The organism is Tundrisphaera macrotermitis, assembly GCF_051175315.1.
Lineage (GTDB): Bacteria > Planctomycetota > Planctomycetia > Isosphaerales > Isosphaeraceae > Tundrisphaera.
On sequence record NZ_CP195100.1, the window covers coordinates 5,135,977 to 5,151,038 of the forward strand.

General features: G+C 68.7%; 13 protein-coding genes and 2 rRNA genes. 6 read left to right on the forward strand and 9 right to left on the reverse strand.

All coding sequences use genetic code 11. From position 1 onward, the window contains the following. Positions 1–580: 580 nt before the first annotated feature. From TA3x_RS20835 to TA3x_RS20845, 3 genes are all read left to right on the forward strand, one after another. Positions 581–3,388 (forward strand): 23S ribosomal RNA (locus tag TA3x_RS20835). Between the two features lie 192 nt (positions 3,389–3,580). Beyond that, positions 3,581–3,689, forward strand: a 5S ribosomal RNA gene (rrf, locus tag TA3x_RS20840). A 321-nt stretch (positions 3,690–4,010) separates the two neighbouring features. Continuing rightward, positions 4,011–4,529 (forward strand): OsmC family protein, encoded by a 519-nt coding sequence (locus tag TA3x_RS20845; RefSeq protein ID WP_435016596.1) that lies wholly within the window; start codon positions 4,011–4,013, stop codon positions 4,527–4,529. On the opposite strand, the gene TA3x_RS20850 is transcribed toward TA3x_RS20845, so the two are convergent. The 6 genes from TA3x_RS20850 to TA3x_RS20875 form a co-directional block, all read right to left on the reverse strand. Next, positions 4,526–5,452 carry a lactate/malate family dehydrogenase gene (locus TA3x_RS20850; RefSeq protein ID WP_435016597.1) on the reverse strand — a complete coding sequence of 309 codons (927 nt, stop codon included), beginning with the start codon at positions 5,450–5,452 and terminating at the stop codon, positions 4,526–4,528. The two genes, TA3x_RS20845 and TA3x_RS20850, sit on opposite strands and share 4 nt — an antisense overlap. Positions 5,453–5,538: 86 nt before the next feature. Continuing rightward, positions 5,539–5,838: a Sec-independent protein translocase subunit TatA/TatB gene (locus tag TA3x_RS20855; protein WP_435016598.1), complete on the reverse strand. Its 300-nt coding sequence runs from the start codon at positions 5,836–5,838 to the stop codon at positions 5,539–5,541. 57 nt (positions 5,839–5,895) lie between these two features. Beyond that, positions 5,896–6,114 (reverse strand): Sec-independent protein translocase subunit TatA/TatB, encoded by a 219-nt coding sequence (locus TA3x_RS20860; protein ID WP_435016599.1) that lies wholly within the window; start codon positions 6,112–6,114, stop codon positions 5,896–5,898. A gap of 58 nt (positions 6,115–6,172) precedes the next feature. Further along, positions 6,173–6,370: a Sec-independent protein translocase subunit TatA/TatB gene (locus TA3x_RS20865; RefSeq protein WP_435016600.1), complete on the reverse strand. Its 198-nt coding sequence runs from the start codon at positions 6,368–6,370 to the stop codon at positions 6,173–6,175. 63 nt (positions 6,371–6,433) lie between these two features. Next, a complete protein-coding gene (locus tag TA3x_RS20870) occupies positions 6,434–6,694 on the reverse strand; it encodes a hypothetical protein (protein WP_435016601.1) in 261 nt (86 codons plus the stop codon). A 153-nt stretch (positions 6,695–6,847) separates the two neighbouring features. Further along, complete coding sequence (locus tag TA3x_RS20875) at positions 6,848–7,528, reverse strand: class I SAM-dependent methyltransferase (RefSeq protein WP_435016602.1); 681 nt, start codon at positions 7,526–7,528, stop codon at positions 6,848–6,850. 142 nt (positions 7,529–7,670) lie between these two features. Here TA3x_RS20875 and TA3x_RS20880 point away from each other — a divergent pair, with 142 nt between their 5' ends. Together TA3x_RS20880 and TA3x_RS20885 are read left to right on the forward strand one after the other, a co-directional pair. Further along, the gene (locus TA3x_RS20880) at positions 7,671–9,896 is read left to right on the forward strand and encodes an FTR1 family protein (protein WP_435016603.1); all 2,226 of its coding nucleotides are present in this window, start codon (positions 7,671–7,673) and stop codon (positions 9,894–9,896) included. Between the two features lie 37 nt (positions 9,897–9,933). Then, complete coding sequence (locus tag TA3x_RS20885) at positions 9,934–10,575, forward strand: iron transporter (protein WP_435016604.1); 642 nt, start codon at positions 9,934–9,936, stop codon at positions 10,573–10,575. 54 nt (positions 10,576–10,629) lie between these two features. Here TA3x_RS20885 and TA3x_RS20890 read toward each other — a convergent pair whose 3' ends face one another. The 3 genes from TA3x_RS20890 to TA3x_RS20900 all read right to left on the reverse strand — a co-directional run bounded on the left by TA3x_RS20890 (position 10,630) and on the right by TA3x_RS20900 (position 13,198). Next, a complete protein-coding gene (locus TA3x_RS20890) occupies positions 10,630–11,436 on the reverse strand; it encodes a glucosamine-6-phosphate deaminase (RefSeq protein WP_435016605.1) in 807 nt (268 codons plus the stop codon). Positions 11,437–11,480: 44 nt separating this feature from the next. Continuing rightward, positions 11,481–12,431 (reverse strand): PIG-L deacetylase family protein, encoded by a 951-nt coding sequence (locus TA3x_RS20895; protein ID WP_435016606.1) that lies wholly within the window; start codon positions 12,429–12,431, stop codon positions 11,481–11,483. 215 nt (positions 12,432–12,646) lie between these two features. Further along, entirely contained in the window at positions 12,647–13,198 is a 552-nt protein-coding gene (locus TA3x_RS20900) for a Crp/Fnr family transcriptional regulator (RefSeq protein WP_435016607.1), read from the reverse strand. A gap of 295 nt (positions 13,199–13,493) precedes the next feature. Between TA3x_RS20900 and TA3x_RS20905 the strand changes: the two genes are divergently transcribed. After that, the gene (locus TA3x_RS20905) at positions 13,494–15,017 is read left to right on the forward strand and encodes a hypothetical protein (RefSeq protein ID WP_435016608.1); all 1,524 of its coding nucleotides are present in this window, start codon (positions 13,494–13,496) and stop codon (positions 15,015–15,017) included. Positions 15,018–15,062 lie beyond the last annotated feature (45 nt).

A 15,062-nucleotide genomic window follows, 5' to 3' on the forward strand; every position in this document is an offset into this window, starting at 1 on the left:
CTTCATCCACGCCGGAGTACACGCCGCACCGAGGATCCCGTATCCTCACCGCGGTGCCGGGCCGTGAGATGACATCGGCCCGTCCCGGACACGATCCCCGACGCCGGCCCCCCTTGCGGGCCCGACTCGATAGAACGTGGTCTACGCTTGCAGCAGATCGATCGAATCCCGGGATGCCGGGGGTGGGGTTAATACCCCTTCCCCGGCCCTCCCGTCGCTTCCCTCTCCGCTCCCCCACCGGGTGCGGGGCGGTGCAGGTCCCCCAGGGATGCTGCGTCGCCCCCTGGCCGGTGGCCAGGTGCCCGGGGCGTTGGCCCCGACGCATCGGATCTTTCACAATTCGGCGGTTGGTCACACACACGCAAGCGAGTGCAAACTCGAAAGTGGTAGTGGCACAGAATCATCCACGAACGTGGACCCTTTTGGATCCGCATGGGGACTAAACCATCCCATGCGAGGATCGTTACTCCGAGGGAAGGAGCGTCGCGAGACGCGCCGGCCTCGAATCGATGGGACTCAAGATTCATGCGATCACGGCCTCCTGATCCTTCACGGGATCGGGGCGGGCACGGGTCGGAGTGGTCAAGTCCTTAAGGGCACGGGGGGGATGCCTAGGCGTCATCAGATGACGGGCGTGTTGGCTGCGATAAGTCCGGGGGAGCTGCCCAAAGAGCGTCGATCCCGGAATGCCCGTCGGAGACCCGGGGAACTGAAACATCTCAGTACCCGGAGGAAAAGAAATCAACCGAGACTCCCTCAGTAGCGGCGAGCGAACGGGGACCAGCCTAAACCGGGTGGGACACCACCCGGGGTCGTGGGGCCGGAGCCATGGAATGAGCCAGCGTCAGCCGAAGTCCGCTGGAAAGCGGCACCAGAGCGGGTGACAGTCCCGTAGGCGACGATGCGAACTCTCCTATCCGGTACCCGAGTAGGGTCGGGCACGTGAAACCCGGCCTGAATCGGCGGGGACCATCCCGCAAGGCTAAGTACTCGATGACGACCGATAGCGAACCCAGTAGGGCGACCGAACGGTGGGAAGAACCCCGATAAGGGGAGGAGACTGAACCTGAAACCCCGTGCCTACGAGCGGTGGGAGGGCGTCTGGCCTCGGCCGGCCTGACCGCGTGCCTTTTGCATAATGATCCGGCGAGTTACTGTGTCCGGCTTGGTTAATCCCTTCAGGGGAGGAGCCGCAGCGAAAGCGAGTCCTAACCGGCGACGATGTCGGGCGCAGTAGACGCGAAACCAGGTGAACTACCCATGGGCAGGTTGAAGCGGCCGTAACAGGCCGTGGAGGACCGAACCCACCGATGTTGAAAAATCGGGGGAGGACCCGTGGGGAGGAGTGAAAGTCTTATCAAACCTGGAGATAGCTCGTTCTCTCCGAAATGGCTTTAGGGCCAGCCTCGGGCAGTACCTGACGGGGGTAGAGCGACGGAATTCGGCCGGGGGGCTTCCCGCCTACCCGCCGAAACCCAACTCCGAATACCGTCAGGCGGACCCCGGGAGTCAGAGCGTGGGGGATAAGCTTCACGCTCGAGAGGGAAACAACCCAGACCGCCGACCAAGGCCCCCAAGTTGACGCTCAGTGGCAAAGGAAGTGGGATCGCGGTGACAGCCGGGATGTTGGCTTAGAAGCAGCCACCATTTCAAAAGTGCGTAACAGCTTACCGGTCGAGCCATCCCGCGCCGAAAATGACGGGGACTCAAGCGTCACGCCGCAGTCGCGGGTTCGAGAAATCGAGCAGTAGGAGAGCGTCGCCATCCGCGGCGAAGCCGTACGGGGACGAACGGTGGAGCGATGGCGAGTGCGTATGCCGGAACGAGTAACGATAAGACGGGTGGGAAGCCCGTCCGCCGAAAGCACAAGGTTTCCTGGGGAAGGTCAATCCGCCCAGGGTCAGTCGGGACCTAAGTCGAGGCCCAAGGGCGTAGACGATGGGCAGGCGGTTAATATTCCGCCACCCGGTGGTGAGGTTGAAGCGGCGAGGACGCCGGGAAATGAGGGGTCGGGGCATTAGATTACCCCGTCCCGCAAGGGCGACGGCATTCGATCCGGAAGCCCCTCTTCACCCGGCCACGAAAAGCCCGCCGTGGACGATCCATCGGCCCGTACCGCAATCCGACACAGGTGTGCTAGGCGAGCATCCGAAGGCGTTCGGGAGAACCCTCGTGAAGGAACTCGGCAAAATGACCCCGTACCTTCGGTATAAGGGGTGCTCATCCCGCGAGGGGTGAGCCGCAGAGAATCGGCTCTAGCGACTGTTTATCAAAAACACAGGACTCTGCCAACTCGCAAGAGGACGTATAGAGTCTGACGCCTGCTCGGTGTCGGTAGGTTAAGGGAGCCGGTTAGCGAAAGCGACGCTGGCGACCGAAGCCCCGATAAACGGCGGCCGTAACTATGACGGTCCTAAGGTAGCGAAGTTCCTTGTCGGGTAAGTTCCGACCTGCATGAATGGCGTAACGACTGGAGCGCTGTCTCCACGAGGGACCCGGTGAAACTGTAGCCGTGGTGAAGATGCCACGTACCCGCGGTCAGACGGAAAGACCCCGTGAACCTTTACTGCAGGTTGACACTGGCCCAGCGTCGGTTTTGTGTAGCATAGGTGGGAGGCAGCGACCCGGCGGCGCCAGCCGTCGGCGAGCCATCGGTGAAATACCACCCTGAACCGACGTTGGTCCTCACCGATCCGTGGCCCGGATCGGGACCGTGTTCATCGGGCAGTTTGACTGGGGCGGTCTCCTCCCAAAGCGTAACGGAGGAGTGCAATGGTACCCTCGGCCCGGTCGGCAATCGGGCAACATGAGCGCAAAAGTACAAGGGTGCCTGACTGCGAGACCCATCAGTCGAGCAGGGACGAAAGTCGGCTTTAGTGATCCGGCGGTGCTGGATGGAAAGGCCGTCGCTCAACAGATAAAAGGTACTCCGGGGATAACAGGCTGATCTCCCCCGAGCGTCCACAGCGGCGGGGAGGTTTGGCACCTCGATGTCGGCTCATCGCATCCTGGGGCTGGAGAAGGTCCCAAGGGTTTGGCTGTTCGCCAATGAAAGCGGTACGCGAGCTGGGTTCAGACCGTCGTGAGACAGGTCGGTCCCTATCTGCCGTGGGCGTTGGAAACTTGCGAAGGGTCTCCCCTAGTACGAGAGGATTGGGGAGGACCGACCTCTGGTGTTCCGGCTGTCCCGCTCGGGGCATCGTCGGGTAGCCAGGTCGGGAAAGGATAAGCGCTGAAGGCATCTAAGCGCGAAGCCCTCTTCAAGACGAGGTTTCCGGCAGCGATATGCTGCGAAGGCTCCTGGAAGACGACCAGGTCGATAGGCCGGGAGTGCACGACGGGCGACCGTCGCAGCCGACCGGTCCTAACAGCCGAGCGGCTTGACCACCCCGACTCGTCGCCGCCCCCAACAGGGCCGCGATCATTCGGGATCTCAGGCCCATCGACGACGATCCGCGATCCTCCGCGGGTCCGCGACCGAGATGATCCCGTCCGCCATCACGACGCGTGTGTGCGACCACCCTCCGCGGACGATCCGAACCACCGCGGCCGCGGGGAGCTGACCCTCCCCCGGCCGACTTCCGGCGACGATACTGGCGGGGCCCCACCCGTTCCCATCCCGAACACGGCCGTTAAGCCCGCCAGGCCCATGATAGTGCCCTTGGCGCGAAAGTCGGTCATCGCCGGATCCCACACCAGCCGCCGCCCGACATCCCCCACCAGGGATGCCGGGCGGCGGCTTTTTTCGTTTCGAAATCGACCGACTTGTCCCGGCCGGCCGGATCTTGATTCAACGAGGTTGGGACTAATCGACTCTGCGATCCCATGATCGGCACCAAGCTATCAGACTAGTGGAAATACAGCCTCGGGCCGGGAGTGGACTGGCGTAAGACCTGAGTCCGACGTGAGGATGTCTTGCCGGCCGGATCGAACGGGTGAGAAAGGCTGTTGTCGTCCTGACTGGGTTGTTCGTTGTCGAACGCCAAACGCCCAGCGATGGAGGTAAGTTCATGGATTCGGATGAGCTACGCGCCCTCCAGGCTCCCCTCAAGGCGAAGTATCGCGATGATCCGGCATCGGCCCAGGTCGTCCTCCGTGCCGAGGGAGTTTTGGGAGAGGAAGCGATCACCTGCCGGGTGGAGACCGGCCGAGGCCAGATCGAGGCCGGATTGCACCCGGCGACCGGCGGGGACGGGATGGCATTCTGCTCCGGCGACCTGCTGCTGGAGGCCCTGGTGGCCTGCGCGGGGGTGACCTTGCGGGCCGTGGCCACGGCGCTCGACATCCCGATCCGGGGAGGCCGGGTCCGGGCCGAAGGGGACCTGGATTTCCGCGGGACGCTGGCCGTCGACAAGGGAGCCAACGTCGGGTTTTCGGCCATCCGACTGGCTTTCGACCTCGATTCCGACGCCAGCCCCGACCAGCTCGCCACGCTGATGAAGCTGACCGAACGCTACTGCGTCATCTACCAGACCTTGCGGAACGCGCCTGCGGTCTCGGCCACGATGAGCACGACACCCACCGGCTAGGCTTGCGGGGCCGAGGGTGGCTCTCCGATCTCGTCGAGGACCTTGCGGAGGACCGAGGCGCTGGCCCGGAATCGCTCGACCTCGTCGGCATCGAGCGTGACGGGCAGGATGCGGTCGACGCCGCGCCGGCCGATCACGCAGGGGAGGCTCAGGCAGACGTCCTTCACTCCGAGGAATCCGTCGACCAGGGTGCTGACGGGCAGGACCGTCCGGGCGTCTTCGGCGATGGCCTGGCCGATCAGGGTGGCGGACAGGGCCACGGCATAGTTCGTGTAGCCCTTCTCTCGGGCGACCTGATGGCCGCCACCCCTGGCCTTGTCGGCCAGGGCGCGGGCATCGACGTCCTCGGTGCGGAGCCGCATCCCGCCGGCGCTGGCGACGGAGAGGGCCGGGAACTGGGTCTCGCCATGCTCGCCCAGAATGTAGGCCCGGATGTCGATGGCATTGATGCCGATCTCCCGGCTCAGCAACGAGCGGAATCGGGCGGTGTCGATCAGCGTCCCGGTCCCCAGGACTCGGCCGGGCGGGAAGCCCGAGGCCTTCAAGGCAACGTAGGTGCAGATATCGACGGGATTGGACAGGACGACGATCACGGCCTCCGGCGAGGCCTGGGCCAGGGGCGGCACGAGCTCTCGGAACAGGCGTGCATTGACCTCGGCCGCGTCCAGCCGGTCGCCGTGGGCATCCTTGGCGGCGCTCGCCGCGAGGAAGATGATGTCGCTCCCGGCGGTGTCGGCCAGCTCCCCGGCCCGGACCCGCATCGGCCGGACCAGGGCCGCGGCGTGCATCAGGTCGTTGGCGTCGCCGAGCACCTTGTCGCGGGTCCGGCCGACCACCACCAGCTCGTGGGGGACCGCCCGCAAGACGAGGGCGAAGGCGAGCGCGCCGCCCACATGGCCCATCCCGACCACGCTGATCTTCATCCGAGGCCCCCGGGAAATGCGGAGGGCCGGGCAACGCGGCGTGTCGTTGCCCGGCCCGTCCGAGATGGTTTGGTATGAGCGTCGGATCAGTCCGGGAAGGTCAGATTCGGGACGTCCGGCTGGCGGACGGGGGCGGAGGTCGGGGGCTCGAACTTGGGCACGGACGACTCATAAACGTCGGAGGACGTGTGCGTCGGCGTGGAGACGGGGGCCGTGTAGGACGGGGCATCGAACCGGAACTCGTCCTCGATGCCGCGGATCCCCTTCTTGAATTCGACGATCCCCTTGCCCAGGGTCCGGCCCACTTCGGGGAGGCGTTTGCCGAACAGGAGGACGGCCACCCCGAACACGACCATCATCTCCATCGGATTGAGATTGGGGAACATCGCGTCGCGGTCTCCTGTCGGAGGAGGGGAGGGCCCCATGTCAACGAGGCGGGCGGGTCAGTCGAGGTCGCGGGTCGTGGTGGCGGCGGGCTTCTTGTCGGCGGTCACGGCGGCGTCGAGGTCGTCCTCGATGCCAGCGACGCCCTTCTTGAACTCGGTGACGCTCTTGCCCAGCGACTTCATCACGCTCGGCAGGCGGTTGCCGAAGATCAGGAGCGCCACGAAGGCGACGACCAGGAATTCGTATCCGCCGGGGAGGCCGAAGGCGAGGGGCATGGGTGAGACTCCTGCAAGATCGAGCGGACCGAGTTCGGGCGTGGGTCGGGACGGCGGGTCAGGCCGTGGGGGTCTTGGCGGGCGTGGTGGTGGTGTCGGTCTCGTCCTCGATCCCGTTGACGCCCTTCTTGAACTCGGTGATGCCCTGGCCCAGGGACCGCATCACGCTGGGGAGGCGGTTGCCGAAGATCAGCAGGGCGACGAAACCGACGACCAGGAACTCATAACCGCCGGGGAGGCCGAAGGCGAAGGGCATGGGAGAGGCTCCAGGTGGGTCGGGTTCGGGGGCGAGGCGAAGTCGAGGGGCAAAAAGGAGGGGTCAGGGCGTTCGCGGCGGGCCGGACTGCATCCAGGTCATCAGGGAGGCCGTGAGGGCGGCCGTCACGACGGCGACCAGGATCAGGGTCCGGGTTTCGGGGATCCGGTCTCCGTCCCGCCACGGGCGGGCCCAGCGGACGGCCCGCCTTCGCAACGACGGCGAGCGGCCGAACAGGACCAGCGTGACGATGGCCATCAGCGCCCATTCGCGGGAACCCGGCAAGATCGCCCAGATCCAGCCCCAGATCATCGGGATGTTCATGGGCAGGCCGGAGGACCACGAAACGGACGAGGATGCGCCTCCGTCGGGAAGACGCCGCGCGTGAAGACCCCTTGTCCATCCAATCGTATCGCAGCGCCCCGGCCAGTCAACCATATTCTCGCCCTTCGGCGGGCCCCGGGCGGCCTCGGGTGACTATCCCTTGCGGGTGACCCGATAGATCGTGCCCTTGAGCGGGCCCAACTCCTCGGACTCGGCCCGGGCCGCCTGGGACTCGCATCGGAGGTCGAAGCCGGCCAGGGTCGCCGCGAATCCCTCGGCCGGCGACCGGCCGGGGTCGGAGATCAGGGCCACGCCGTCGGGGGTGAGCATCGCGGCCAGGACCCCGGCGACCAGGGGGATCAGCCGGCGCTCATAAGTGACGTCCGCGCCGAGGATCAGGGGGTAGCGCTCGGCGGGTGGCTCGCGCCAGTCGAGCAGGGCGGTCGAATAGGTCGCCGGGTCGAACCCGTTGGCCTGGGCGCTCCGCTCGACGAACCGGAGCGGGGTCCGGTCGTGGTCGGTGAAGCAGACCTCGAAGCCCATCGCGACCGCGACCAGACCGGTCAAGCCCAACCCGCAGCCGATCTCCAGGGCCCGGGTCCCCTCCGGCCAGTTCCCGGCCGCCAGGGCCTCGCCGAGCAGGAAGGCGCCGGGCCAGAGGTAGCCCCAGTAGGGCATGTAGTCGTCTTTTTCATTGAATGCGGCGATCTCGGGATCTTCCAGCAAGCGATCGGGCTCGGCGGGCCGGATCAGCCGGATCGATCGGCCGGCCACCGTCGTCACCCCCTCGCGGACCGGTCCATGATAGGGGCTTTCGACGTAGAGATTGGACATCATCGCCACCCTGGGGAAAACGCCGCGGCCACGACTCGATGATTGACGGTGCCACGCGCCGGGATTAGAATAAAGGCCGACTGAGACTGAATCTCAATGCGTGGCCTCTCCGCTCCGCCCGCCGCCTTCGAGACCCTCGAACATGCTCGCTCGCCCCGCCTGCCGGCTCCTGGCGCTGTTCGGCCTCTTGATCCCGATGTCCGCCCGTGCGGACGTCCCGGCGGTGACGGGGCGGGTGATGATGCCCGATTCTTGCTCGCCGGCGATCAGCCCCGCCGTGGTGACGCTGGAGCCGGCCTCGGGCGTCAAGCCGGCCGCCGAGGATGCGGCGAAGCGTCCGGCGCGGGCGGTGGCGCTGGTGAATCAGCGGGGGCTCCAGTTCGAGCCCCGGGTGCAGGTCGTCGCCACCGGGCAGACGATCCGGTTCACCAACGAGGATTCGGAGACGCACAACGTCCACATCTTGACGCCCGGCTTCCCGTTCAACAAGAGCATGGCCCCCCGGGTTCCGGCCCTGTTCGTGCCCGAGAAGTCCGGGGTGATCCGCCTGGTGTGCGACATCCATAGCCACATGCGCGGGTATGTCGTGGTGACGGATTCCCCCTGGGCCAAGGTCTGCCGGGGCGGCGGCTCGTTCCGCTTCGAAGGCGTGCCGGACGGCGAATACACGCTCAAGGCCTGGCACGAGATGGGGCCGGCCCTGGAGCGCGTCGTCGAGGTCAATGGCGGGGCGGCCGACCTGGGCACGATCACGCTGGAAGGGTTCCCGGCGGTCGCGACGGCCCGTGCCGAGACGCCCATCCGGACCTGGCCCGAGGTGACCGACCGGATCGGCCTGCTGCTGGCCGAGGCCCGCGAACTGGCCCGCAAGCCGGAAGGGCTGGCCCGGGCCCGGAAGCTGGCCGAGGATGCCTACTGGAGCGAGTTCGAACTATCGGACATGGAAACCGCCGTGCGGCGGTCGCTCGGATACAAGCGGGCCGGCGAGATCGAGGGTCAGTTCCTCAAGTTTCGATCGGCCCTCACCAAGGTCAGCGAAGGGACCTCTTCGCCCTCCCTGCTAGTGGACAAGACCCGTCAGTTGCTGCTGAGCTTGTCGCACGCCTCCGAAGACCTCAATCGCATGGGGATCACCGATCGGACCAAGGTGGGAGCCTCGACGGCCAACGCCCCGGTCGAGTCGACCGAATCCACCGAGGCCCCGACCGACCTGGCCGGCCAGCAGCAGGCTTTGAAGGCTTCGTTTGACAGGGTGCGGGACCTGGCCGACGCGGGCAAGGCCGGCGATGCGGCTTCCGCCATGACCGACGCTTACTTCCAGGACTTCGAACCTCTGGAGCGGGTGCTGACCGTCCGCAGCCCCGGAGAGGTCAAGCCCCTGGAGGCCCGATTCAACACGATCCGGGGCCGGATCGACGCCGGGCTGGCGGGCGAACCCCTCCGCGTCGAACTGGCCGCGCTCCGCTCCGAGGTCGCCGCGGCGATCGCCCGGACCGAGGCGGTGAAGGTGGGTTCGTTCGGCGCGGCGTTCGTGGTCTCGCTGGCGACGATCCTCCGCGAGGGGGTCGAGGTCATCCTGCTCCTGGCGATGCTGATCGCCCTGGTGGCCAAGTCGGGCCAGCCGGGGGCGATGAAGGCGATCCGCTGGGGCGTCGGGCTGGCCGTGGCAGCCAGCGCCCTGACCGCCGTCGGCCTGAACTCGCTGATCGCCGCGACCCAGGGCCAGACCCGCGAGATCATCGAGGGGGCCGTCATGCTGCTGGCCACCGTCGTCCTGTTCTACGTGAGCTACTGGCTGATCTCGCAGACCCAGGCCAAGCGATGGGCTGACTTCCTCAAGCAGAAGACGATGCAGGGGGCCGCCAACGGCGGGGGGCTGGGCACTCTGTGCGTGACGGCTTTCCTGGCCGTCTACCGCGAGGGGGCCGAGACCGCGCTGATGTACCAGGCGATGATCTCGGGGCAGGGGGGCTCTCGCCCCGGCCTGATCGGCCTGGCGGCGGGGCTGGGCGTCGGGCTGGTGGGGCTGGCGGTGATCGTGCTGATCGTCCGCAGGACCAGCGCCCGGCTGCCGATGCGGCCGTTCTTCAAGGTCACCGGCTCGATCCTGTTCGCGATGTCGGTGATCTTCGCCGGCAATGGCGTCTTCGAGTTGCAGAGCGCCGGGATCATGAAGGTGACCCCGCTGTCCTGGACCACCTGGAGCCTGCCCCTGCTGGGCCTCTATCCCAACGTCCAGTCGTTGTCGGTCCAGGGCCTGCTCCTGCTCGGTGCGGCGATCGCCCTGATCTCCCCGGCCCTGGAAGGCCGGGGCCCGTCGGCCAAGCCTCCGGTCGCCCGGACCACCCCGGCGCGGGTCGGGGTCTGACCCGATCGCGTCCCGACCTCTTTCAGGGAGCTACAACGTGGCCCAGTCGTGGAAAGGCCCTCTGATCGCCGGGACGATGATCCTGGGGATCGTGGCCATCCTGATCGCGAACTTCCAGTCCGGTCCCCGGCCCGGGCCCGGGACCGACAAGCCCGCCGCTTCGCCCGGGGCGGTCGCCGAACCCGCCCAGGGGACGGCGGTCAGCAAGGGGGCCCGCGAATATCCGATCGGCGACGAGGTGATCAAGAATCACATCCAGGTCGTCGCCGTGTGGCTCGATGCCGTGGCCATGGAGGGGATGTCATCGTCCGGGGGGCCCGGCCTGATCCACCTGGAGGCCGACATCCGCGCCACCGAGGACAACCCCAACGGGTTCGCCAAGGACGAGTTCGTCCCCTACCTGAAGGTCCGCTACTCGCTGATCCCCGCCAAGGGGGACACGCCCACGGTGACCGGCGAACTGCTGCCGATGGTCGCCTGGGACGGGCTCCACTACGGGGCCAACATCGCCATGCCCAGGCCGGGCCAGTACAAGCTGGTGTACGACATCGAGCCGCCGTCGGCCAACGGGCTCGGACGCCACAGCGACCCCGCCACCGGCGTCGCCCCGTGGTGGGCGCCGTTCCAGGTGACGTTCGACTGGCAGGTGGACCCGGTCACGGCCACGGCCGGGCTCTGATGGGTCAGGAATAAGAAGGGTTCGCCGCGTCCTCGCGGCGAACCCCTTCGTCGCTCAGGACAGGCCCTGGGCGGCTTCCTGGTCGATGAACCAGTGGACCCTGGATCCCGCCGTGCGGAGCAGCGACCCGGGGACCTCGGCCGTGATCGGGCCGAGCAGGGAGCGGGACACGGCATCGGCCTTGTTGGGGCCGAAGGCGAGGACCAGGATCGAGCGGGCGGCCAGGATCGGGGCCGTCCCGACGGTCAGGGCCTGGCGCGGGACCAGGGCCTCGCCGCCGAAATCCTTGGCGGCGTCGGCGATCGTGGTCGGATGGAGCTTGACCATCCGGGTCGGCAGGGCCAGGGCCTCCGGGGTGGCCAGGTCCGACGGCTCGTTGAAGCCGATGTGGCCGTTGCGGCCGATGCCCAGGAGTTGGAGGTCGAGGCCCCCCTCGGCGGCCATCCAGCGGTCGAAGTCGGCCGCGTGATCCGAAGCGAACGCCTCGGGGACCGAGCCGTCGAGCAGGTGGGCGCGATTGGCGGCGATGTCGACGTGGCCGAGCAGGTGCCGGTGCATGAACGCCCGGTAGCTGTTCGGGTCGGCCGGGCTGATCGGGTAATACTCGTCGAGGTTGTAGGTCGCCACGTCGCGGAACGACACTTCGCCCGAGCGATTCGCGGCGACCAGGTGTCGATAGACCGGGATCGGCGTGGAGCCGGTGGCCAGGCCGAGAACGGCCCGCCCCCGGGCCGCGACCGCATCGGTGATCGCGCGGGCGATCTGGCGGGCGGCGGCCTGGCAGGCGGCTTCGGGCTCGGCGAAGACCTGGACGGAGGCCCCCGAGAATTCGAGGAGGCGGGGCGACTGGGAATCGGGCATGTGCGGGCAAACCGAGAGGGCCGGGGTGGATCGAGATGGGGATATCAGACGCCGGCGGCGGTCGAGGCGGTCGACGCATTGGCCGCGGCGCACGCGGGATCGTGGAGCATCCCCAGGGCGATCTGGATCGGATCGTTGGGGTTGACGTCGATCCGGGCCGGGTCGGGGCTCTCGATCTGGAACAGCTCCACGCCGACGAACCGGTCATCGATCCGGGCGGCGCGGCCGGAGAGGCTGTGGCCTTCGGACCATTCGCGGGTCAGGGCGGCATAGGCTCGCCCCAGGTGGGAGCAGAACTCGGTGTAGTCGGTGAGCAGGACCTGCGAGGCGTGGCAGTGGATGGCCCATTCCTTGGTACGCTCGGCCTCGCCGTCGTAGGTGAAGTAGGCGTTGGGCCGGGGCAGGGGGCCCCAGGGGGTCCAGCCGGTCAGCACCAGGGTATCGGCGAGCCCGGCGCCGAGCAGCCCGACGGCGGCCAGGGCGCGGGTCATGCGGTGGGCCAGGTGGGCATCGGTGGCCGGGGGGATGATGACGGCGCCCGGCTTCTTCTCGGCGAACCAGCCGACGATCTTGTCGATGTCCTTGGCGCTGGGGTGGTAGCCGGGGGTGCGATAGGCGTCCAGGTTCCAGCAGACGGCCTCGGCCCCAAGGACGTTGCATTCCAGGCGGAACTCGGACTCGCGGACCGAGACCTTCTTCTGGTCGTTGAGCCAGGGGGCGGCGACGTTCCGCTCGCCGGCGAAGACCAGGACCTCGATCACGGGCAGGCCGCGGCGGACCGCATATTCGTGGAGCAGGCAGGCGGCGGTGATCGCCCCGTCGTCGGCGTGGGGGCAGAGCATGACCAGCGGCCGGGTGGCGCTGATCTTGACCCGGAGGGCTTCGCGGATATCGGTCAGGTGCCCGTGCGTCCCGCTGTCGCGGACGGTCCTGAGCAGGCCCTCGAAGGCGGGCTGCCAGTGGGTACAATGGGTGGAGTCGTGAGATTGAGCCATGGACAAAGGACTCCGACGATCCGCAACCGGCGAGGGGGCCGGGACGGCAAGACGCCCCAGGGGTGCCGGGAGCGGGCGTGGGGCGGGCGATTTCAAACCACCGATGCGACGATGGTCGCTCCGGCGTTGACGCGGCGAACCATCGGATCAGGCGACTTCCTATTGTGAAGTCCCGAGGTCGCCCCGTCAACGCGCAGATCCATCGCCCGGCCCGATCAGAGGCCCGGTTCTTCGAATAAACGGCTGCGGAATGCGGCCAGCTCGCTGGCCGGGCGGGGACGGTTTCGCGCCGGATCCGGGCCGGCCATCAGCCCGGCCAGGCGGCGGTCGAGCAGGTCGAACCGCTCCGACAGGATCCGGATGATGGCGGTGGCCAGCGCCTCGGCGGCCTTCGGCTCGTCGTCCCGCAGGCGGTCCTGGGCGGCGTGGTCGAGGGTCCAGAGGTGGAGGTCGGTCTCGGCCCGGATCGTGGCGCTGGCCGGCATCTCCGGCCGGTAGAAGGTGGTCGTCCCGAAGACCGAGGGGGCGGGCAGCGAGGCCAGGGTCTCGGCCCGGCCCCCCGGCGCGGCCCTTTCGATGGCGACCGTCCCTTCCACGACGAACCAGAGCCGGTCGTTGGGCTGCCCCTGGGGCATCAATTCCGTCCCGGCCGGGACCCGCTCCTCCTCGATGAATCGGGCCAGGATCGCCCGGAGGTCGTCGGGGATCCCATCGAGGAAGGGCATCCGGCGGGTGGGGTCGGCATCCGTGTGCGGTGGCGTCGGCATCAATCCAATCTCCGTCGGTCCGGGGCCGGGCGATCCGGGGGCCGATCGCTTCTCGCCCCATCCGCCGCCATCCCGGACCAACCTACCCTTCCTACGTCGGTCGCCGCCCGAGGGTGGGGAGATGGCCCGACTTTTCCGAACGAATCGGTCGTGGGCCCGGCCCCCTGTCAAAACCCTCGGAATCGGCGCACGGCGGGCGACCCGTCGTCGATCCCATTCTTCAAGGACCGCGCCGATCGAGGACCGGGAGGACCGGGTCCACTCCGTGTCGGGCGCATAGGCGGAAGGATTCGCCATGAGACGATTCAAGGTTCTGGCCCTGCTCGCCCTCGTGGCGGGCACGACCAGCGGATGCGCCACCGCGACCCGGAGCGGCAACGGCCTCGCCTCGATCCGATCGCGGCCCCGGCCGGAAATCGATGCGCCGCCGCAACATCTGGTCACGACGACCCGGCCCGACGCGGCCGCCTCCGCGGATCATGCCGGGGTCTTCGCCCGCCCCGATGGGCTTTCCCGGTTCTTCCCGGGCCTCCAGAAGAAGGAGGCCCCGAAGGACGCGGCCGAGGCCCCCCAGGTCGCCAAGACCGTCCCCAAAGGCTCTTGGCTCGGCCGACGGCTCCGGGGGATGGGGCAGGGGACGCCGACCAGCCTCACGTATTCGACGGCCCCGCGGACCGGCGGCAATCGCAAGCTTGAGCCGGGCGAGGTCTCCATCCTCCCGGTGGCGCTGACGCTCCCGAAGGATCATCCCCGAGACGGGGAGGTCACCACCGCCCGGGCCGAAACCGAAGCCTCGGACGAGGCCGAGGGAGGGAGCCCGCCCGCCGACTCGCCGGCCACCGAGGCGCTCACGCCGCTCGAACCGGCCAACCCGGAATCGTTCTCGACGGCCGCCCGCGAGGCGTCCCCCGATCCGGCCCAGGCCCCGGCCGACCAACCCCAGCCGGCCGCCCCTCCGGAGGAACCGTCCGCCCAGGCCCCGGCCCCGGCCCAGGCGGCGCCGATGCCCGAGCCGACCCTGCCCGAGCCGAGCCTCCCGGAACCGACCCTGCCCGAGCCGACCTTGCCCGAGCCGAAGGTCGAGACGCCGCCCGTCGTCCCGGAACCCGCGATCCCGGAACCGAAGCGTCCCGAACCGGCGGCGACGCCCGCCCCGGAACCGGCCGCGACCCCCGACCCCGCGCCGGCCCCCGCCCCGGAGCCTGCGCCCGCCGAGGCGGCCCGGCCCTCGGCCCCGGATCCTCGCCCGACGGCCGCCGCCCCGGCCTCCGAGGCCGCCGCGCCGGCCCCCGATCCCCGGGAACGGCCTCGCCTGCCGTCGATCCGTCCTCGGCCGGTCACGTCCGGGGCTTCCCCCTCGGCCGGGCCCAGGAAGCTCGCCCCGCCCCCGGTGGCCTTGCCGGCAGCGGCCGCGCCGGTGATCCCGTCCAAGACGATCCCGGTGGCGGACCGCGGCAAGTCCGCGGGGACCGGGAAGCCCGCAGGGCAGGGGGAGCGGGCCGCGACGGTCGTCGCCGCGAAGGCCCGGGTCCAGGATCGACACGTCCGCGCCGCGAAGGTCCAGGCGGAGGCCTCCCGGGCTCTGGGGTTGCCCGACCCGACCCTGCCCTCGTCGTACTATCGGAGCGACGCCCCGCCGGTGCAGGGGGATGGGACGGTCGTGGAGACGGCGGCGACGGTGGCCCCGGTCGATCCGGCGGTGGCCCAGGTCAACGGCCCTTGCCCGCACTGCGGCCACGACCCGCACTGGCGGCCGTCGCTCCAGCGGTTCGGCCGCCGGGTCTTCGGGCTGGGCGAGTTCGCCTCACCCCAGCCCTGAGCCTCCCGACCGGGCGGCGTGGGAGGCCCCTCCCGCGCCGCCCGC